The sequence below is a fragment of the Corynebacterium timonense genome (assembly GCF_900105305.1).
In the GTDB taxonomy this organism is placed as follows: Bacteria; Actinomycetota; Actinomycetes; order Mycobacteriales; family Mycobacteriaceae; genus Corynebacterium; species Corynebacterium timonense.
Map to the genome: position 1 here is coordinate 2,103,277 of NZ_LT629765.1, position 17,494 is coordinate 2,120,770.

Annotated in this window: 19 protein-coding genes and 5 tRNA genes; 8 read left to right on the forward strand and 16 right to left on the reverse strand. The window is 67.6% G+C overall.

The annotated features are described in order from the left end of the window. Window positions 1-20: 20 nt before the first annotated feature. From BLT81_RS10005 to BLT81_RS10020, 4 genes are all read right to left on the reverse strand, one after another. Window positions 21-108: transfer RNA gene (locus BLT81_RS10005), tRNA-Ser, on the reverse strand. Window positions 109-147: 39 nt separating this feature from the next. After that, entirely contained in the window at window positions 148-357 is a 210-nt protein-coding gene (locus BLT81_RS10010; RefSeq protein WP_019193719.1) for a CsbD family protein, read from the reverse strand. Window positions 358-436: 79 nt separating this feature from the next. Beyond that, entirely contained in the window at window positions 437-874 is a 438-nt protein-coding gene (locus tag BLT81_RS10015; RefSeq protein ID WP_019193718.1) for a nucleoside deaminase, read from the reverse strand. 35 nt (window positions 875-909) lie between these two features. After that, the gene (locus BLT81_RS10020) at window positions 910-1,392 is read right to left on the reverse strand and encodes a tRNA adenosine deaminase-associated protein (protein WP_019193717.1); all 483 of its coding nucleotides are present in this window, start codon (window positions 1,390-1,392) and stop codon (window positions 910-912) included. 39 nt (window positions 1,393-1,431) lie between these two features. On the opposite strand from BLT81_RS10020, the gene BLT81_RS10025 reads away from it, so the two are divergent. Next, window positions 1,432-2,466 (forward strand): prephenate dehydrogenase, encoded by a 1,035-nt coding sequence (locus BLT81_RS10025; protein ID WP_019193716.1) that lies wholly within the window; start codon window positions 1,432-1,434, stop codon window positions 2,464-2,466. Window positions 2,467-2,516: 50 nt separating this feature from the next. On the opposite strand, the gene BLT81_RS10030 is transcribed toward BLT81_RS10025, so the two are convergent. The 6 genes from BLT81_RS10030 to wzm all read right to left on the reverse strand — a co-directional run bounded on the left by BLT81_RS10030 (window position 2,517) and on the right by wzm (window position 8,644). Then, window positions 2,517-2,589, reverse strand: a tRNA-Arg gene (locus tag BLT81_RS10030). 77 nt (window positions 2,590-2,666) lie between these two features. After that, window positions 2,667-4,010, reverse strand: coding sequence for a magnesium transporter (mgtE, locus tag BLT81_RS10035; RefSeq protein ID WP_019193715.1), 1,344 nt, complete (start codon window positions 4,008-4,010; stop codon window positions 2,667-2,669). Window positions 4,011-4,728: 718 nt separating this feature from the next. Beyond that, window positions 4,729-5,919 (reverse strand): trypsin-like serine protease, encoded by a 1,191-nt coding sequence (locus BLT81_RS10040; protein WP_019193714.1) that lies wholly within the window; start codon window positions 5,917-5,919, stop codon window positions 4,729-4,731. Window positions 5,920-5,924: 5 nt separating this feature from the next. Continuing rightward, window positions 5,925-6,848: a DUF418 domain-containing protein gene (locus BLT81_RS10045; RefSeq protein WP_040421005.1), complete on the reverse strand. Its 924-nt coding sequence runs from the start codon at window positions 6,846-6,848 to the stop codon at window positions 5,925-5,927. Between the two features lie 148 nt (window positions 6,849-6,996). Continuing rightward, on the reverse strand, window positions 6,997-7,782 hold the full coding sequence (gene wzt / locus BLT81_RS10050; protein WP_019193712.1) for a galactan export ABC transporter ATP-binding subunit Wzt/RfbE: 786 nt from the start codon (window positions 7,780-7,782) through the stop codon (window positions 6,997-6,999). Between the two features lie 13 nt (window positions 7,783-7,795). Further along, the gene (wzm, locus tag BLT81_RS10055) at window positions 7,796-8,644 is read right to left on the reverse strand and encodes a galactan export ABC transporter permease subunit Wzm/RfbD (protein ID WP_051011435.1); all 849 of its coding nucleotides are present in this window, start codon (window positions 8,642-8,644) and stop codon (window positions 7,796-7,798) included. Window positions 8,645-8,857: 213 nt separating this feature from the next. Between wzm and BLT81_RS10060 the strand changes: the two genes are divergently transcribed. Beyond that, a complete protein-coding gene (locus tag BLT81_RS10060) occupies window positions 8,858-10,099 on the forward strand; it encodes an aminotransferase class V-fold PLP-dependent enzyme (RefSeq protein WP_019193710.1) in 1,242 nt (413 codons plus the stop codon). Between the two features lie 137 nt (window positions 10,100-10,236). Here the strand turns inward: BLT81_RS10060 and BLT81_RS10065 are convergent, their stop codons facing one another. Together BLT81_RS10065 and BLT81_RS10070 are read right to left on the reverse strand one after the other, a co-directional pair. Next, on the reverse strand, window positions 10,237-10,392 hold the full coding sequence (locus tag BLT81_RS10065) for a zinc-binding dehydrogenase (RefSeq protein WP_231286579.1): 156 nt from the start codon (window positions 10,390-10,392) through the stop codon (window positions 10,237-10,239). Between the two features lie 78 nt (window positions 10,393-10,470). Next, window positions 10,471-11,427 carry an NAD(P)H-quinone oxidoreductase gene (locus BLT81_RS10070; RefSeq protein WP_019193708.1) on the reverse strand — a complete coding sequence of 319 codons (957 nt, stop codon included), beginning with the start codon at window positions 11,425-11,427 and terminating at the stop codon, window positions 10,471-10,473. A 51-nt stretch (window positions 11,428-11,478) separates the two neighbouring features. Between BLT81_RS10070 and BLT81_RS10075 the strand changes: the two genes are divergently transcribed. Beyond that, window positions 11,479-11,563, forward strand: a tRNA-Ser gene (locus tag BLT81_RS10075). Between the two features lie 24 nt (window positions 11,564-11,587). Here BLT81_RS10075 and BLT81_RS10080 read toward each other — a convergent pair. Continuing rightward, window positions 11,588-12,718, reverse strand: coding sequence for an aminotransferase class V-fold PLP-dependent enzyme (locus BLT81_RS10080; RefSeq protein ID WP_019193707.1), 1,131 nt, complete (start codon window positions 12,716-12,718; stop codon window positions 11,588-11,590). 94 nt (window positions 12,719-12,812) lie between these two features. On the opposite strand from BLT81_RS10080, the gene BLT81_RS10085 reads away from it, so the two are divergent. The 3 genes from BLT81_RS10085 to glfT1 all read left to right on the forward strand — a co-directional run bounded on the left by BLT81_RS10085 (window position 12,813) and on the right by glfT1 (window position 13,930). Next, window positions 12,813-12,904, forward strand: a tRNA-Ser gene (locus BLT81_RS10085). A gap of 1 nt (window position 12,905) precedes the next feature. After that, a tRNA-Arg gene (locus BLT81_RS10090) sits at window positions 12,906-12,981 on the forward strand. A 40-nt stretch (window positions 12,982-13,021) separates the two neighbouring features. After that, the gene (gene glfT1 / locus BLT81_RS10095; RefSeq protein WP_040421003.1) at window positions 13,022-13,930 is read left to right on the forward strand and encodes a galactofuranosyltransferase GlfT1; all 909 of its coding nucleotides are present in this window, start codon (window positions 13,022-13,024) and stop codon (window positions 13,928-13,930) included. Here the strand turns inward: glfT1 and BLT81_RS10100 are convergent. Genes BLT81_RS10100 through BLT81_RS10110 form a run of 3 tightly spaced genes read right to left on the reverse strand, consistent with a single transcriptional unit; the run spans window position 13,881 to window position 15,711 of the window. Beyond that, window positions 13,881-14,384: a GtrA family protein gene (locus tag BLT81_RS10100; protein WP_019193705.1), complete on the reverse strand. Its 504-nt coding sequence runs from the start codon at window positions 14,382-14,384 to the stop codon at window positions 13,881-13,883. The two genes, glfT1 and BLT81_RS10100, sit on opposite strands and share 50 nt — an antisense overlap. Window positions 14,385-14,395: 11 nt before the next feature. After that, a complete protein-coding gene (locus BLT81_RS10105; RefSeq protein WP_019193704.1) occupies window positions 14,396-15,259 on the reverse strand; it encodes a hypothetical protein in 864 nt (287 codons plus the stop codon). A gap of 2 nt (window positions 15,260-15,261) precedes the next feature. Next, window positions 15,262-15,711, reverse strand: coding sequence for a hypothetical protein (locus BLT81_RS10110; RefSeq protein ID WP_019193703.1), 450 nt, complete (start codon window positions 15,709-15,711; stop codon window positions 15,262-15,264). A 37-nt stretch (window positions 15,712-15,748) separates the two neighbouring features. Here BLT81_RS10110 and BLT81_RS10115 point away from each other — a divergent pair, with 37 nt between their 5' ends. Together BLT81_RS10115 and BLT81_RS10120 are read left to right on the forward strand one after the other, a co-directional pair. Then, the gene (locus tag BLT81_RS10115; RefSeq protein WP_019193702.1) at window positions 15,749-15,985 is read left to right on the forward strand and encodes a hypothetical protein; all 237 of its coding nucleotides are present in this window, start codon (window positions 15,749-15,751) and stop codon (window positions 15,983-15,985) included. Between the two features lie 87 nt (window positions 15,986-16,072). Continuing rightward, window positions 16,073-17,488 (forward strand): FAD-binding oxidoreductase, encoded by a 1,416-nt coding sequence (locus BLT81_RS10120; RefSeq protein WP_019193701.1) that lies wholly within the window; start codon window positions 16,073-16,075, stop codon window positions 17,486-17,488. Window positions 17,489-17,494: the final 6 nt, after the last annotated feature.

Here is a 17,494-nt window from a genome sequence, read left to right on the forward strand (position 1 = left end):
GGGGGCTTTGTTTCAGTCTGTGGCGGTAGCGGCGGGATTTGAACCCGCGGTGGTTTTACCCACACTCGCTTTCGAGGCGAGCACCTTCGGCCGCTCGGACACGCTACCGTCACTCAGACTAACGGGTGCGTGCCCGAGCGACCAAATTTACTGGTCGTCGCGCTTGTCCTGGATCTTGCCAGCAACCTCGTTCGCCTTGTCCTTCACGGCGTCGCGTGCGTCGCCGAGCTTGTCCTTGACGTCGCCGAGGAGCTGGTTGGCCTTGCCCTCGTTTTCGAGGTCCTTGTTGTCAGCGACGTCGCCGGCAACTTCCTTTGCCTTGCCCTTCAGCTGGTCGCCTGCACCTTCGAGAGCCATGGTAAGTCTCCTTTTCTACTCGGCTTTCGCTTTAACAGAAACCACAATAGCTACGTGGAGCCGCCCGCAAGTAACAATTTCATCTCGGATCGCGCAGCGCACCAAAGAAATCAGTGATAAGCTGCGCGTTTTCCGCCTCCAGAATTCCGCCACGCACCTCGACGCGGTGGAGGTGGTGGGGGTCACGCAGGGCGTCGAAAAGCGAGCCCGCGGCCCCGGTCTTGGGCTCCCACGCGCCGAAGACCAGGCTTTTTACCCGCGCCCCGAGGATCGCTCCCGCGCACATCGTGCACGGCTCGAGGGTGACCACCAGCTCGCAGCCGTCGAGGCGCCACGAGCCCAGGGTGCGCGCGGCGTCGCGGATCGCCTCCACCTCCGCGTGGGCCGTCGGGTCGCAGTTCGCTTCTCGACGGTTCACCCCGCGCCCCACCACACGCCCGGCCGCATCGAAGACGAGGGCGCCCACGGGGACGTCTCCACGCGGCGTCGTCCCCGCGAGCCCGATCGCGCGACGCATCCGCTCCTCCGCGCGGCGGGTGGGCGCGTCGCGGGCTATCCCAGGCACTCGTCGAGCTCGTCGGCGAAACCGATCTCCTCGGCGATGCGCTCGATGGCCACGGACGGGTCGTCGTCGCCGTCGAGGAGGATGCTCAAGACCTGCTCGGACAGGCCAAGGTCGGCGAAGATGTCAAAGTCGCCGTCGGCCCAGCCGTCGATGTCGTCGAGCGTTTCCGGCGCGATGTCGGGGATGTCAATGCCGGCCTCGTCGAGGACGTCGGCCGCGAAGTCGTCGTCGACCGCCATCGTCGCGTCCGAGATGAGCAGGCGTGTGCGCGAGGGGCCGGGGCGGACCACCACGAAGTAGTCCTCCTCGACGTTCAAGATGGCAAAGGCCGCGCCCTCGCTGCGCAACGCGCGCACGGCGTCGATGGAGGTGGACAGCGAGGCGAAGTCGTCCTCGAACTCGCGCACCTCCCAGCGGCCGTCGCGGGAGGCGACGGTGACGGCGAATCCGTCCTCGTAATCCAGGCTCATGCCTAGTGAGGATAGCCGGGGTGTGCAAGACTTGTCACCGTGACTGGACAGTACCCGCAAGCACTCCGGCCCCTCTGCATCATCGGACTTGGCCTCATCGGCGGGTCACTCCTGCGCGACGCTGCCGCGGCCGACGCCACTGCGTTCGGGCACACCCTCTCGCGCTCCGGTGCCCGCCAGGCCGAGCGCGACGGCTTCGACGTCTCCACCGACCTCACCGCGACGCTTGAGCGCGCCGCCGAGGTCGACGCCCTCATCGTCATTGCCACCCCCATGAGCTCCGTCGCGGAGGTGCTCGACGCGATCGTTGAGCACGCCCCGACCTGCGGAATCACCGACGTGGTGAGCGTCAAGCGCCCCGTCTACGACCTCGTGGTCGAGCGCGGCCTGCAGGCCCGATACGTGGGCGGGCACCCCATGGCCGGCACCGAACACTCCGGCTGGAGTGCCTCCCAGGCGGGCCTGTTCCGTCGCGCCGCGTGGGCCGTCACCTACGACTGGGCGGACGAGCTGGACCGCGCTTCCAAGCCCGTCCCGCAGCAGTGGGCCGACCTGTTTACCCAGGTCTGCTTGCTCGCCGCCCTCGCCGGCGCCGAGGCCGTCCCCGTCTCCGGGGCGCGCCACGACGAGGCCGTCGCCCGGGTCTCCCACCTGCCCCACGTCGTCGCCGAGGCGCTGTCCATCGTCGGCGACAAGGGCGACACACTCGCCCAATCACTTGCCGCCGGCTCCTTCAAGGGTGCCACCCGCGTCGCCGGAACGAGCCCCGAACTCGTGCGCAACATGGTGGAAACCAACGCGAAAGCGCTCGTGCCCACCATCGATGAGCTCATCGAGTTGCTTCGCGACGCCCGAGACTCCCTCGCCGCCGACACACCCGACATGGCGCAGCTCGCCGAGGCAGGCAACCGCGCCTACACCCGCTTCACCGCCCGCTCCGGAGCGCGCCGCGAATCCGTCTCCCCCGTCCGCATCTCCTCGCGCCCCGTCGTACGGGTCCACCCCGGCTCCCCCCACTGGGTGCGCGACCTCAAACAGATCGAATCACTCGGCGCACGCGTCGAGGTGTTTTAGGGCGCGGGTTAAACGACAAAACCCCGGGCATAACACCCGGGGGCACCACGTGCGCCCGGAGGGATTCGAACCCCCAACCTTCTGATCCGTAGTCAGATGCTCTATCCGTTGAGCTACGGGCGCTGAGTTTTCCGTTGTCCTTGACAACGAAGAGAAACTTTACACCCACCCACCATGCGCACCAAAACAGCAGCTTAACGCTAGATTTGCAGGATCGCGCGGGCGATCAAGAAGTAGATGATCAGGCCAGTCGCGTCGCAGAAGGTGGAGATAAACGGGTTGGAAAACACGGCCGGGTCCGCGCCGATCGCCTTCGCCACGATCGGCATCATCCCGCCCACCGTCGCGGAGACCGAACAGATCATAAACAGCGTCGCGCCGATGGTCAGGCCGATGTTTGTGTCGTACACCAGGCCGGCGATCACCACGCCGAGCAAGCCCAGCACGGCCCCGAGCATCATGCCGACGCGCAGCTCGCGCCACATGACGTGGAAGACGTCGCGCTTTCGGACGTCGTCAAGCGCAAGCGCACGGGTGACGGTCGTGGCCGCCTGATTGCCCGTGTTGCCGCCGGTGCCCGTGAGCAGCGGGATAAACGCGGCGAGAACGACCGCCTGCTCGAGCGTCTCCTCGAAGACGTCGAGGACCTTGACGGTCAGTGTCGCGGAGATCGCGAGCACCAGCAGCCACACCACGCGGCTGCGCACCAGCTGCGTCACCGGTGTGGACAGGTAGGGCTTGCCCAACGGCTCGGACGCACCGACGCGGGCCGAGTCCTCGGTGTCCGCTTGCTCGACGACGTCCTGAGCCTCGTCGTACGTGAAGATCCCCACGAGCCGCTCGTCCTCATCGACGACAGGGACAGCGAGCAGGTCCGTGGACATCAGCCAGCGGGCGGCGCCCTCGTCCTCGTCCATCGCGTGCACCGACTCCGGCTCGTACATGACCTCGCCGATCGTCTCGTCGCCGCGCGCCCGGAAAAGGCGGCGCAGGCTGACCATGCCCACGAGCGTGCGGTCCTCATCAATGACCGGGACGGTATAGATCGTCTCCAGCTCCTCGACGTCCGCGCGCAGCATTTCCACCACTTCGCGCACCGTCATGTCAGGCGTGACGTCCGGCACCGCCGGCGACATGGTGCGGCCCACCGTGCCCTTGCCGTAGCCCAGGACCACGTTGGTCACGCGCTGATCGTCCTCGTCCAAGTCCTGGAGCAGACGCTCCGCGATCTGCGCAGGCAGGTTGTCCAGCAAGGCCACGCGGTCCTCGGCGCCCATCGAATCGAAGTAGGCGACGACTCGTTCGTCGCCAAGCGCCGAGACAAGCTCCGCCTGGTGGGCGGGATCGAGCACGTCGAACACCGCCAGCGAACGGTCCGGCGGCAGCATCCGCAGGACCTTCGCGCCGTCGACAGAGGGCATGCGTTCCACCAGGTTCGTGATCTCGCGCAGCGCCATCTCGTCGAGCTGGTGCTGCATCTGCGCCAGCTCGTCCGCGCTGACGTCGTCGCGTCGGCCAAGGCGGCGGAACTTCTTCAAGCGCATAATCAGTGTCCCTTCCGGGTGCCCGGCCCCGGCACAGCGGGAGCGGGACGGTAGGTCGCGGTGGTCATCCGGTCAATGTCATTCGCAAACGAAGGACATGCGCAACCTTACGGGTGCGCACAGCCCTCCACATCTTTGCAGACGCCGGCGCCTCGGGGTGAGTAAAGGTATGGGCGCCTTGCGGAACTCTGTTTGGCGGGGAGAAAGGGTCAAGTCCACAATGTCGCAACACGCGATCATACAAGTATGCAATGCATAGTGCGGCCACGACCAAAAAGTCCGCAATGCGGAGTGCGCTCACGCGTATGCAATGCATAGTGCGGCCGCGACCAAAAGTCCGCAATGCGGAGTGCGCTCGTGCCCAAAAAGTCCGCAGTGCCGAGTGCGGCCACACGAGTATGCAATGCATAGTGCGGCCGAGCCCAAAAAGTCCGCAATGCGGAGTGCGCCCGCATGGCTTCACCCGCACCCAAAAAGTCCGCAATGTCGCAACACGCGGTCATACGAGTATGCAATGCATAGTTGAGTCGCGTCGAAAAAGTCCGCAATGCGGAGTGCGCCCGCATGGCTCCGCCCCGCGCCCGCGCCTATGAGTCTCACGACACCCTCGCGCCTGAGAATCGGCCGATCCCCGGCGCCGCTCACGACCAGTGGGGCACGACAATAGCGGTACTGCGGCCGACCTGAGGCTTTCCGCCGTGGGGTCGGCGACCAGCACCTAGCTCTTCGCGCTGGCCAGGGCCTGCGCGTCACGCTTGCGCTGCTGCCCGACGATGATGGCCACGGCGAGCCCGCCGATGGCGATGGCGAGGTAGAGCCACAAGTGCTCGCTGGCCACCTGGGGCACGACCGCCGGGGTCGGTGTGGTCTCCGCGGTGAGGACAACCTGCGGGTTATTCCCGCTAATCACGCTTTCGATCCACTCCTTCGTGCCCGCCAGTGCGGTGATTGCGGCGGTCGGCGACGGCAGGTCGGGGTCGCCGTTCGCGGTACCGGCGGTGGCAAGGCCGGCCAGCTTGCCGTTTAGGAAGAAGGGGCTGCCGGAGTCGCCGCCCTGCATGCCAGCGCCGTTGGTGGACTGGGCGTTGAGGATGGCGTTCTCAATGAGCGGCATTCCTGCGCTCGGGTCGGACGAGCCCGCGCCCGGTTCTGCAGGACCGGAACCAGCGGAACGCGGATCCTTAAACCCCGGCATGGCCTCGCTGGCCGGAATGCTCAGGGTCCCGTCGGGCCCCTCGACAGGGCCAGTGGAACCCGCACCCGCCGCGCCCGGCTCTGCAGGACCGGAACCAGCGGAACGCGGATCCTTAAACCCCGGCATGGCCTCGCTGGCCGGAATGCTCAGGGTCCCGTCGGGCCCCTCGACAGGGCCAGTTGAGCCCGAGCCGTCGGACCCACCAGCCCCACCTTGGTCACCGACGGGGATCGGCGGACCGCCGAGCATCTCGACGATTTCCATCTCCGCCATCGGCAGTTGGCCCTTGCGCGCCATGGAGGAGCTGCTGCTCCAGCCGTAGAGCGTGCCGCGGTCGCCGGTCTCGGGAATGGTGTCGGCGATCTCGGCGGGCGTGACGCCCTTCACCGGTCTCGTCAGGTGTATCAGCCCCGCGTCGGAGACAGGCGACAGCGCCCAGGAGTCCACGTCGTAGGTCTCGCCGTTGATACGCGCCTGCGTGCCTTCGTTGTTGACGGATTCGAGGCAGTGCCGGGCGGTGAGGACCCACTGCTCGGCGACGAGGGTGCCGGTGCAGTCGCCGAAGTTGCCCACGCGGCCGATGCGCAGGGAGGCGACGGTGCGGGTTTCTTCGTTGTCGGGGGCGGGCTCGCCAAACTCGAGGGCGCTTGCCGGGGCTGCGCTCAGGGCGAGGATGCCGGCGCTGATCAGGCCGGCGGCGTATTTCTTGTACACGATAGTTACACCTTCTTTACTGCGGGAACGGCCAGGGTGATAGCGCGGGAGACGACCCGCTCGAGGGGGCCTTTGCCCATAAACATCCGCCACAGCGTGGCCAGGACGAGGAAGAGCACGATGAAGGCCAACGCCCACGGGGTCGAGTGCAACGAAACGCTCTGCTGCCAGAAGAACGCGGTGATGACGTGGAGGACGTAAACGGTGAGTGACATCGCGCCCATGGCCTGCAGCGGGTAAGTCAGGGTCCCCGCGTAGCGCCCGAGCAGGATGCACAGGTGGAGGACGACCGCCGCGACGGCGACGGACAGCACGATCTCGCCCAGCACGCCGGTGTGGCCGGTAAAGCGCAGCCAGTTCGGGATCTCGGTGGTGAAGCGGAAGTAGGTGCCCACGACCGCGACGACGGCGCCGAACGCGGTGGCCGTCCATTGCACGGCGGCGCGGGAGGAGCGGATGTAGACCTCGTAGAGCAGCATGCCGGCGAGGAAGTAGGCGATCCACGCCAGCAGCGGGTACACCTGCGGCAGCGTGAACGGCGCGTAGCGCACGGTCGCGGCCGCGGTGGCCACGGCGAACAGGCCGAGCTTCCACCACACGTTGAGCGGGGGCACCCACGAGACGATCACCATGGTGATGCCCATGGCGACGAGGACCACCTGGATGCTGCCGCCCAGGGGCAGCAGCGCCAGGCCGAGGAGGGCGATGATGCTGCCGCGAGCGACGATGCGCAGGAAGGTCGTCGTCGTGTAGCTGCGCCCGATGATCATGAGGGTCACGCCCGCAAGGATCGCGAAGAGGGCGGCCGGGAGGCCGGACAGGATGACCTTGGTGCTCCAGAGGAGCGAGGCCATGTGGAGGATTATCATGCCGATAATCGCGAGTGCGCGGGCGATGTCGAGGCCCGCGATGCGCAAAGGTGCAGACACCTAGCACTCTCCTTCATACGAGGTGGGGCGCGGCGACCGCGCCCGTGGAATAGCGACCCTCTTTGTGTACTCAGGAGTACTGGTAAATCCCTGTGTTAAGAATATTCTTACACTGCTTAAATGTAATCATGTTCATACATAAGGTGCGCTACTCGTGGAAGCGCTTCACCATCTCCGCCACATGCGCCCCCGCCTCGGGCCCCTCGTAGGCCTCCACGACGTCAGCGACGAGGCCCGCTTGGCGGATCTCCCCCTTGTCCACCCACATCGCGGTCGTGCACAGCTGCGCCAGGAAATCGTTGGAGTGGGAGGCGAAGACGAGGATGCCGGAACGCTCCACCATCTCGGCGAGGCGCACGCGGGCTTTGGCCATGAAGGCGGCGTCGACGGCGCCGATGCCTTCGTCGAGAAGCAAAATCTCGGGCTCGATCGACGTGACCACCCCGAGGGCGAGGCGCACGCGCATGCCGGTGGAGTAGGTGCGCAGCGGCATGTCCAAGTAGTCGCCGAGCTCGGAGAACTCCGCGATCTCGTCGATCTTCGCCTTCATCTGCTTGCGCGTCTGGCCGAGGAAGAGGCCGCGGATGATGATGTTTTCGTAGCCGGAGATCTCCGGGTCCATGCCCACGCCGAGGTCAAAGACCGGGGCGACGCGGCCGCGCACGTCGGCCACTCCGCGGGTGGGCTCGTAGATGCCCGACAGAAGCCGCAGCAGCGTGGACTTGCCGGCGCCGTTGTGCCCCACCAGGCCGACGCGGTCGCCCTCCCTCAGGTGGAGGTTGACGTCGCGCAGGGCCTCGACGACGACGGTGTTCGCGTCGTTTCTCCCGATCGCGCCGCCGGCGGAGGAGATCACCGCCTTCTTCAGCGAGCGGGACTTGGCGTCGAAGATGGGGAAATCGACGCAGGCGTTGTACGTGTCAATGGAAACCATGTGGTGACATCCTTTACACCCAGTACGGCACGCGGAAGCGCCACTGGCGCATGACCACGAGCGCGAGGATCAGGCCGACGACGGTGCAGCCCCCGACGATGGCCCAGTGGTAGGCGGCCAGTGGTTCGTCGATAAGCGGGGCCCGAATGATCTCGAGGTAGTGGTAGAGCGGGTTGATCTCCGCGATGCGCGCGCGTTCGGCGACCTCGCCGCCCTGCTCGCGCAGCGTCGCCGTGGTCCACACGATCGGAGTGACGTAGAACAGCAGCTGCACGAGCGCCTCAAGCAGCGGCGCGACGTCGCGAAAACGCGTGGCCACGATACCGAACAGCATGGCCACCCACACCCCGTTGATGACCAGAAGCGCAAGCGCCGGCACCGCCAGAAGCGTCTCCCACGACAACCGGATGCGGAAGACGATGACCAAGATCACCCAAATGACCATGTTGTGGGCCAAAAACAGCAGCTGGCGCCACACCAACCGGTACACGTGCACCGACAGCGCCGACGGCAGCTGCTTAATCAGGCCCTCGTTGTCGATGAAGACGTTCGCGCCTTCCTTAATACAGCCCGCGAGGAATCCCCAGATGATGAAGCCCACCGTGACGTGCGGCAAAAAGTCGCGCACGGGAATCTGGAAAAGCATCGAATACAGCAGGCCCAGCGCCAGCGACATCACGCCGGTGGCGATGGTGATCCACAGCGGGCCGAGCGTGGAACGGCGGTAGCGCTGCTTGATGTCCTGCCACCCCAGCTGCAGCCACAGTTCGTGCTGGCGCCAGCCGTGTATGAGGTCAGCCCACGCCATCCCCAGCGTCCTCGAGCGCGAGCGCGGGGTGTTCTCGGCGGCCGCCGAGGTCATCCGGGCGACGTCGGCGCGCAATTGTTTCTTGTCCTGCACGTGGCTAACCCTATCGCGTGGGGCCGCACATCCGTTACCCGCAACAGCGGAAACGCTCCACGCGCGCCCTAGCAGGGGGTGTGCATCAAGGAAGACAGCCGTGCATAATTGGATTCGTTGTTTGCGCAGGAGCATGTACAGGGGCATGTTCGGACGAAGTGGGAGGTTCAACCCGTGGCCTACGATGTCGCCAGCGTGCGCGGCCTCTACACCTCGTTGTCCGACGGCTGGACGTACCTCAACGCGCAGGCCTTCCCGCAGATCCCCGAGCGGGTCTCCGCCGCCGTCGCCCGCTCCTTCCGCATGTCCCCCGCGATCACCCGCCCCGAGCCCGCCGGGGGCTCCCACTCCCGCCGGTCCGCCGGCCAGCCCGAGGGCTTCGCCTTCCTTCACGACGCCCGAACGGCCATCGCCGACCTCACCGGCGCCACCCCCGACCGCGTGGTCCTCGGCCCGAGCCTCCACGCCCTCTACTCCGCGCTCGCCGCCGCGATGCGCCCCATGTTCCGCCACAACTCCACCGTCGTGCTCAACAACGCGGACCGCCCCGAGCTCACCGCGGCGCTTTTGCGCACCGACGCCGCGCCCCGCTGGGCGCAGGCCGACCTCGCCACCGGCGAGCTGCCCGCCTGGCAGTACGACACGCTTGTCGACGGCACCACCCGCCTCGTCTCCATCCCCGCGGCGCACAGCCTGCTGGGCAACGTCACCGCCGTCGCCGACATCGTCGACCGCGTCCGCACCCGCTCCCGCGCCTGGGTCGTCGTCGACGCCTCCGCCTACGCGCCCTACCGCGCCGTTCACGTCGACGACTGGGGCGCCGACGCCGTCGCCATCGACATCGCCGAGATGGGCGGGCCGCAGATCGCCGCCCTCATCGTCCGCGACGCCGCCATGTTCGGGCGCCTCGAGCCCCTCGGCCACCCGTCCGCAACCGGCGCGGAGAAGCTGGCCCAGCAGGTCTCCCCCGGCCTCGCCGGCGGCGTCCCCGCCCTCGTCGAGCACTACGCCACCCTCTCCGAGCAACCCCCCGCCGGCCGCACCAGCCGCCGCGCCCGCCTCCTCGCCTCGATGTCCGACACCGCCGCCTACCTCAACAGCCTGCGCGACGACCTGCACACCTTCCTGGGAACCCTCCCCGCCGTCCACATCGTCGGCGTCTCCGGCGAAGCCGCCGACGGCGCCACCATCGACCGCGTCCCCCGCCTCAGCTTCGGCGTGCGCGGCGTGCCCTCCGCCACCGTGAACCAGCGCCTCTTTGCCAACAACATCGTGGCCACCAAAACGCCCGCCACGCCGCTTTTTGACGACATGGGCGTCCCCGAAATGGGCGGCGCCGTCACCGTCGGCCTCAGTCCCTTCAACACCACCGGCGACGTCGACCACCTCATCCGCGCCGTCGCGTCGCTGGCGTAGGGCTCTGGGGTTTTGCGACCTGGGGTGTCGCTGAGGTCGACCAAGGCCCACAACCCCAAAAGCGGAACTCTAAAAATCGGCGATATCTGGCCCGGAACGCGGATTTTTAGGGCTCCGTTTTTAGGGGGAAGGAGCGCCTACACCGTCAGCACGATCTTGCCGGTACGCGCCTCGGCGTCCAGGTGCTTGTGCGCCTCGGCAGCTTCGGCAAGAGGGAAGGTCCGCGTCACGTTCGCTTTAATGCTGCCGTCCTCGAGCAGCGCCCAGAAACCCGCAGGCACCCACAACTCCAAAAACAGAACTCTAAAAATCCGCGATATCCGGCCCCGAACGCGGATTTTTAGTGTTCTGTTTTTAGGGGGAAGGAGCGTCTACACCGTCAGCACGATTTTGCCGGTACGCGCGTCGGTGTCGAGGTGTTTGTGCGCCTGCGCAGCCTCGGCGAGGGGGAAGGTCCGCGTCACGTTCGCTTTGATGGTGCCGTCCTCGAGGAGCGGCCAGACGTTCTTCACGGTGTCCGCGACGATCTCGGCTTTCATCTCCACGGGCCGGGCGCGCAGGGTGGTCGCGTGCACGGACTGGCGGCGCGGCATCATGCGCCCGAGGCTGAGGGTGCCTTTCGGGCCGCCTTGCAGGGCGATGACGACGAGGCGACCGTCCATGTCGAGGCACTTGATGTTGCGTTCGAGGTAGTCGCCGCCGACGACGTCGAGGATGATGTCGCGGCTTCCCTCGAGTTCCTCGAGGAAGTCCTGCTCCTTGTAGTTGATGAGGATGTCGGCGCCGAGCTCGCGGCAGTAGTCGAGCTTCTCCTGGCTGCCGGCGGTGACGGCGACCTCGCAGCCGAGCGCCTTGCACAGTTGGATGGCGAAGGACCCGATGCCGCCGGAGCCGCCGTGGATGAGCACGCGGTCGCCCTTCTTCACGCCCGCGACCATGCCCAGGTTGGACCACACGGTGGCCGCGACCTCGACGATGCCCGCGGTGTGTTCCAGGCTGAAGCCCTTCGGCACGGGGGTGAGCTGGCCTTCCGGCACGGCGACGTACTCGGCGTAGCCGCCGCCGGCGAGGAGGCAGCCGACTTCTTCGCCGACGGTGCGGCCGGTGTCGCCGGCGTCAACGATGGCGCCGGCGCATTCGAGGCCGATGATCTCGGAGGCGCCCTTCGGCGGCGGGTAGTTGCCCTGGGCCTGGACGAGGTCGGCGCGGTTGACGCCCGCGGCCTTGACCTGGACCAGAACGTCGCCGGGGCGCAGCTCAGGGGTGTCGACCTCGGTGAGCGCGAGGGAGTGGGGGTCGTTGGGATCGTGCAGGGTGATTGCCTTCATGCCGCCCCAGATTATCTAAGTTTCGCCCCCGCGGGCTAAGATCGGGGCGCTGGAGACGTGGCAGAGCGGCCGAATGCACCGGTCTTGAAAACCGGCGAGGGTCACACCTCCGCGGGTTCAAATCCCGCCGTCTCCGCAGGTTCCCCGGGGCCGCTGCCGTCTACGCCAGCGCGTCGAGCGCCTCGACGAAGCGCGCGGCCGCGGCCTCGGGGTCCGCCCACTTGTCCAGGCCGAACAGGCCGACGCGGAAGGTGGCAAAGTCGTCGCCCTCGTCGATTTTCAGCGGCACGCCCGCGGCGATCTGCAGCCCCTGGGCTTTGAAGGCGGCGCCCGACTGCAGCTCAGGCGAGGTGGCGTAGAGGACGACGACCCCGTTGGACTGGTAGCCCTCCGCCGCGACGGAGATGTAGCCGCGCGCGGCGGCGGCGCCGCGCACGAGGCGCCCGAGCGTTTCTTGGCGCTGCGCCAGCTCGTCGAGCCCGACGCGCACGGATTCCTTCATCGCCTCGAGGTTGTGCAGGATCGTGTCCGTCGGCAGCGTCGAGTGGTACCCGGCCGTGCCGTCGCGGTAGCCGTCGAAAATGTCGAGCCACTTCTTCAGGTCCAGCGTGAACGAGCTGCTTGTCGACGCCTCAACGGCGCCCCTCCCCTTCTCCCCGAGCAGGACGTAGCCCGTCGCAGGCGACCCGGACCACGACTTCTGCGGGGCGGAGACGAGAACGTCGACGCCGGTGGCCTTCATGTCCGTGAACGAGGCGCCGGCGGCGATGCAGTCGAGGACGAACAGCGCGCCGTTCTCGCTGGCGATCTCCCCGAGGCCGCGCAGGTAGTCCGGGGGAAGGGTGAGGCCGGCGGCCGTTTCCGTGTGCGCGGTGACGATGATGTCGGGGGAGAATGTGGAGGCGGCCTGGCGGACGTCGTCAAGCGAAGGCGGAGCGAAGGAGGGGGTGGCGGAGTCCGAGGTGGGTCGGGCGTTGAGGACCGTGACAGTGTCGGTGAGGGAGGCGGCGTCGATGATCTGCGACCAGCGGAAGGTGAACAGGCCCGAGCGGATGATGAGAACCTTCTTGCCGGCGAAGAGCTGGCGGGCCACCGCCTCCATCGCCCCGGTGCCGCCGCCGGGCACGAGGGCGGCGGAGTCGGCGTTGTAGGTGGAGGTCAGCAGCCCGAGGATCTCCTGCGCAGCCGTGATGAACTTCTGCGACATGTGGTTGAGGGAGCGGTCGGTGAAGACCACGGAGTACTCGAGGAGGCCGTCGGGGTCGATGTCGGTGCGGGGCAGATCAGTCATACAGCCAGAGACTAGCCCGGATCCGGCGGCGAGGCGCCGAATACGACGGCATTTTGTGGCAGGGGCGTTCGTTGGGTACGATGCATCAAGGTCTGGAGACGTGCCAGAGCGGCCGAATGGGGCTCCCTGCTAAGGAGTTGCCCTCTTTGCGGAGGGCCGCAGGTTCAAATCCTGTCGTCTCCGCCACGCGCCCGTAGCTCAACGGATAGAGCATCTGACTACGGATCAGAAGGTTGGGGGTTCGAATCCCTCCGGGCGCACCATGTGTCTTCGGCTCGGGCTCCCTCGTGCACAATGGAGCCCATGACTGCCCCCCTGAACCCGCGCGGGACGACCGCGGCGGTGATTGTCACCCATGACCGCGTCGAGCTGCTGCGGCACTCCCTGGAGCAGGTGGTCGGCCAGACGCACCCGGTCGACTGGGTCATCGTGGTGGACAACGCGGCGCAGGACGAGGTCCGCGCGCTCGTGGAGGAGCTCGCCGGGCAGCGGGCGGTGTACCTCGCCTCGCGGACGAACCTCGGCGGGGCGGGCGGCTTCGCCTACGGGTTCCTGCACGCGCTCGCGCTCGGCGCCGACGCCGTGTGGTGCGCGGACGACGACGGCCGCCCGGCCGACGTGCACGTCCTCGAGACGCTCTACGCCACCGCCACCGAGCGCGGCCTGCACGAGGTCAGCCCCCTCGTGCTCAGCCTGAGCGACCCCGACCAGCTGGCGTTTCCCCTGCGCCAGGGCCTGACGTGGAAGCGCTCCGTGTCGGAGCTCGAAGGCGAGTTCCTCCCCCAGTACGCGTCCCTGTTCAACGGCGCGCTCATCAGCGCGGCGGCGATGGAGCGCATCGGCGTGCCGGACTACCGGCTGTTCATCCGCGGCGACGAGGTGGAGTACCACCGGCGCCTGTCCCAGTCGGGCCTGCGCTACGGCACGGCCCTCAACGCCGCCTACCTGCACCCGGACGGCTCGGGGGAGTTCGTGCCCATCATGGGCGGGCGCGCGCACGCGCAGTGGCCGGACAACGACACGAAGCGCTTTTTCACCTACCGCAACCGCGGCTACATCATGAACCAGCGGGGGATGCGAAAGATGAAGCTGCAAGAGGTGGTGCGTTTCGGCTGGTTTTTCCTAGTGCAGAAAAAAAGCCCGCGCGAGTTCGGGCAGTGGATCAGCCTTGTGCGGCGCGGGGCGAGGGAGGATTTCCGTCGCCCCCAGTAGGCGGCAGCGGGTCGATCTCCTGCTCGAGCACCACCTTCGTCTCCTCCCGGAAGATCACGCGGCGCTGCAGCACGAAGTTGGTCACGGTGGCCACGCCTTGGGCGATGATGAAGGAAACTGTGTCCTTGAACGGGTTGACCAGCCCGAGGCTTTGCAGGGGCGCGTCGGTGATCTGGTACAGAAACCATTGCACGCCGAACGTCACGGCGTAAAGGGCGAACACGGCGCCCGCCTTCTTCACGTTGATCTGCGCCTGGAAGGCGAACCGGGAGTTGAGCAGGTACGCCACGATCGTGCCAAAGACCCAGCCGATCGCTTTCGACAGCCCGCGTGTCAGGGGGGTCAACTCCGTGAGCGAGTAGGTGATTCCGAAGTCGATGATCGCGCAGCCGACGCCGATGATGACGAAGGGAACCAGCTGGCGCTGAACGGATTGCCGGTACTCTTTGGACACGGGCGACTAGCTTACCCCCGCAACAGCTCGCGGAAGATATCCAAACGGTCCACCGGCGCCGACTCGGCGGGCCCGTAGACCCCGAGCCCGGCGAGCCTGACCAGGGACCCCGCGCACAAAGAGCGCACCTGTGACGCCGGGCAATGCCCCCACCCCAGCGCGGCAAAGGTGGAAGAAATGATCGAGTCGGTGGTGTCCTCGTCGGCGAAGCACGCCAGCCCCAGCAGCACGCTCCAGTACGCGTCGCGGCCCTTCGCGGTTCGCTCCCGCGGCAGCCGGGCGGCCGCGTCCCGCACGCGCTTATCGACGCCCCCGCGGCGCACATCCAGCGCATGCAGCAGCAGCACGTAGTCGAACATGCGCGAGCGGGTGACCACCTCGCGCAGCTCCGGGCGCACGGAGCGCAGCACGTCGGCGGCGCGGTCGTCGCCGATGAGGCGGCGGTTGACCTCCGCGATGTCGAAGGGGGTGTCGCCGAAGTCCCCGGCGCCGGCGATGCACACGGCGGGAGGGGTGGCCTCGTCGCGCGGGTAGGTCTCCGCCAGCTCGAACACGAAGCGCCACAGGCCCCACGAGTAATGCAGGGGGCCACTGCCCGGACGCAGGACGTCTCCCAGGGTGCGGCCTGAGCGGCTGAAGTGGGAGGGCGCTGGTGGGGCGTCGTCAAGCACAAAGGCCGTGGCGACGACCCGCTGGGCCTCCCGCAGCGTGGTGGCCTCGTCGAAGCCGATGTAGCGGAAGATCTCTTCGTCCGCCTTCATGGTGGACACGCGGGCGACGAGGGTGAAGCGGCTGCGCCGCGACGCCTCGCGTCGCGCGCGGGCAAGCGCGAGGTCGACGACCGGCGCCCGGGTGCGCCCGGTGGCGGTGCTCATTCCTACCGCCCCGACGGGAGCGCCTTCGCCGCGAGGTAGCCGCCAGCGGCGACGACCCCCATGAGCGTCCACGGGGCGCCCACGCCGCGGCGGCTCAGCCAACGGGCGGCGGCCCGGTGCAGCCGCGCCCCGACGACCGCGGCCCCGACGGCCACCCCGGCGACCCCGCCGAGAGCCGCCCATGTCGCAGCGGGCCCCGCGGTGCCTTCGCCGCGCTCTCTCAGCACGGTGGTGAGGTCGTTGGCGGGGTCCTCGTCGAAGGCGTTGAATGCTGCGACGAGCGCGAGGTTCGCGGCGGCGAGCCCGGCGCGGGTCAGTCCCGTGCCCCGCGTCAGGTCGCCTGCCGCGTAGTACGCGAGGATGAAGGCGGCCTGCGCCGCCTGCCCGCCGAGGGTGTTGTCCAACGCGTTGTAGTCGGTCGCGCTGTCGTCGGTGGTCTCGGGTGCGTCCATGCCAGCCCATGGTAGACACGCATTAGGCTCGGCGTTTATGAAAAAGCATTACAAAGGCGACGACCCGAACGCCATCCACGAGGCCGCGCAGCGCATCGAGGCCCCGCTGTCCGACTTCATGGCGCGCCTGTTCGCCGAAGAGCTCCCCTTCCTCGACTCCACCTCCCGCACGCGCGTCTACGAGCTGCTACGCGAGTACAAAGCGGCAGGCCGCCCGGTGATTTCCTCGCAGGAGGAGCTGCCCGCCGAGATCCGGGAATTGATGGACCTGTAAGGGTGGCGGACTAGGCTGGGGCGCGTCGCTTCGTCGCGCCGCTTCGCCGCGCACTCGCGAGACTTACCAAGGAGAACGCTGACGCACATGGAACTGCACACAACCGTTGAATCGCTCCACGGCTGGGGCCGGACAGCTCCGTCGACGGCCCACGTCCTGTCCACGCCTGACGTTGAGGCCATCAAGCAGGCCGTGGCGCAGGTCGCGGCCGACAACGAGTCGCTGCCCGCCGGCCGCCGCCGCGGCGTCATCGCCCGCGGCATGGGCCGCTCCTACGGCGACCCGGCCCAAAACGGCGGCGGTCTGGTCGTCGATATGCAAGCCCTGAACCAGATCCACTCGGTCGACCCCGAGAGCGCGATTGTCGACGTCGACGCGGGCGTCACCCTCGACCAGCTGATGAAGGCCGCGCTGCCCTACGGCCTGTGGGTGCCCGTTTTGCCCGGTACCCGGCAGGTGACCATCGGCGGCGCCATCGGGCCCGACATCCACGGCAAGAACCACCACACGGCGGGCTCCTTCGGCAACCACGTCGTCTCGCTTGAACTCCTCGTCGCCGACGGCCGCGTCCTCCACCTCACGCCCGAGGGCGGCGAGGACGACCCGGACGGCACGCTGTTCTGGGCCACCGTCGGCGGCATGGGCCTGACCGGCATCATCCTGCGCGCGCGCATCCGCATGACCAAGACGGAGACCGCCTATTTCATCGCGGACACCGACCGCACGGACACCCTCGACGAGACCATCGCCGCGCACTCCGACGGCTCCGAGGTCAACTACGAGTACTCCTCCGCCTGGTTCGACGCCATCTCCGGCCCGCCGAAGACAGGCCGTTCCACCATTTCCCGCGGCTCCCTGGCCACCCTGGCGCAGCTGGAAGAGTTCGCCCCGAAGCTGGCCAAGGAGCCGCTGAAGTTCAACGCCCCGCAGCTCATGACGGTGCCGGACATCTTCCCCTCCTGGACCATGAACAAACTCTCGCTCATGGCCATCGGCGAGGCGTACTACCTGATGGGCGCCCCGGCGCGGAACCAGGTGAAAAACCTCACGCAGTTCTACCAGCCGCTCGACCTCATCGGCGAGTGGAACCGCGGCTACGGCTCGGCCGGCTTTTTGCAGTACCAGTTCGTCGTGCCGACCGACGCCGTCGAGCCGTTCAAGGACATCATCTACCAGATCCAGGCCAGCGGGCACTACAGCGCGCTCAACGTGTTCAAGCTGTTCGGCGAGGGCAACCGCGCGCCACTGTCCTACCCGATGAAGGGCTGGAACGTGTGCGTCGACTTCCCCATCCGCCCCGGCCTCGGCGAGTTCCTCGACCGCCTCGACGACCAAGTCATGGAGTTCGGCGGGCGCCTCTACCTGGCCAAGGAGTCGCGCACCTCGGCGGAGAAGTTCCACGCCATGTACCCGGGCCTGGAGGGCTGGCTGGAGACCCGCCGCGCCATCGACCCGACCGGCGTCTTCGCCTCCGACATGTCCCGCCGCCTCGAGCTCAGCTAGTTCCAA

Bases quoted from the DNA above. Each gene is read 5' to 3' on its own strand.
- BLT81_RS10115 (WP_019193702.1), top strand. From the start codon at position 15,749: ATGAAAAAGCATTACAAAGGCGACGACCCGAACGCCATCCACGAGGCC.
- wzt (WP_019193712.1), bottom strand. From the start codon at position 7,782: ATGGTTTCCATTGACACGTACAACGCCTGCGTCGATTTCCCCATCTTC.
- BLT81_RS10105 (WP_019193704.1), bottom strand. From the start codon at position 15,259: ATGAGCACCGCCACCGGGCGCACCCGGGCGCCGGTCGTCGACCTCGCG.
- BLT81_RS10070 (WP_019193708.1), bottom strand. From the start codon at position 11,427: ATGAAGGCAATCACCCTGCACGATCCCAACGACCCCCACTCCCTCGCG.
- mgtE (WP_019193715.1), bottom strand. From the start codon at position 4,010: ATGCGCTTGAAGAAGTTCCGCCGCCTTGGCCGACGCGACGACGTCAGC.
- BLT81_RS10080 (WP_019193707.1), bottom strand. From the start codon at position 12,718: ATGACTGATCTGCCCCGCACCGACATCGACCCCGACGGCCTCCTCGAG.
- wzm (WP_051011435.1), bottom strand. From the start codon at position 8,644: ATGACCTCGGCGGCCGCCGAGAACACCCCGCGCTCGCGCTCGAGGACG.
- BLT81_RS10110 (WP_019193703.1), bottom strand. From the start codon at position 15,711: ATGGACGCACCCGAGACCACCGACGACAGCGCGACCGACTACAACGCG.
- BLT81_RS10020 (WP_019193717.1), bottom strand. From the start codon at position 1,392: ATGAGCCTGGATTACGAGGACGGATTCGCCGTCACCGTCGCCTCCCGC.
- glfT1 (WP_040421003.1), top strand. From the start codon at position 13,022: ATGACTGCCCCCCTGAACCCGCGCGGGACGACCGCGGCGGTGATTGTC.
- BLT81_RS10120 (WP_019193701.1), top strand. From the start codon at position 16,073: ATGGAACTGCACACAACCGTTGAATCGCTCCACGGCTGGGGCCGGACA.
- BLT81_RS10010 (WP_019193719.1), bottom strand. From the start codon at position 357: ATGGCTCTCGAAGGTGCAGGCGACCAGCTGAAGGGCAAGGCAAAGGAA.
- BLT81_RS10015 (WP_019193718.1), bottom strand. From the start codon at position 874: ATGCGTCGCGCGATCGGGCTCGCGGGGACGACGCCGCGTGGAGACGTC.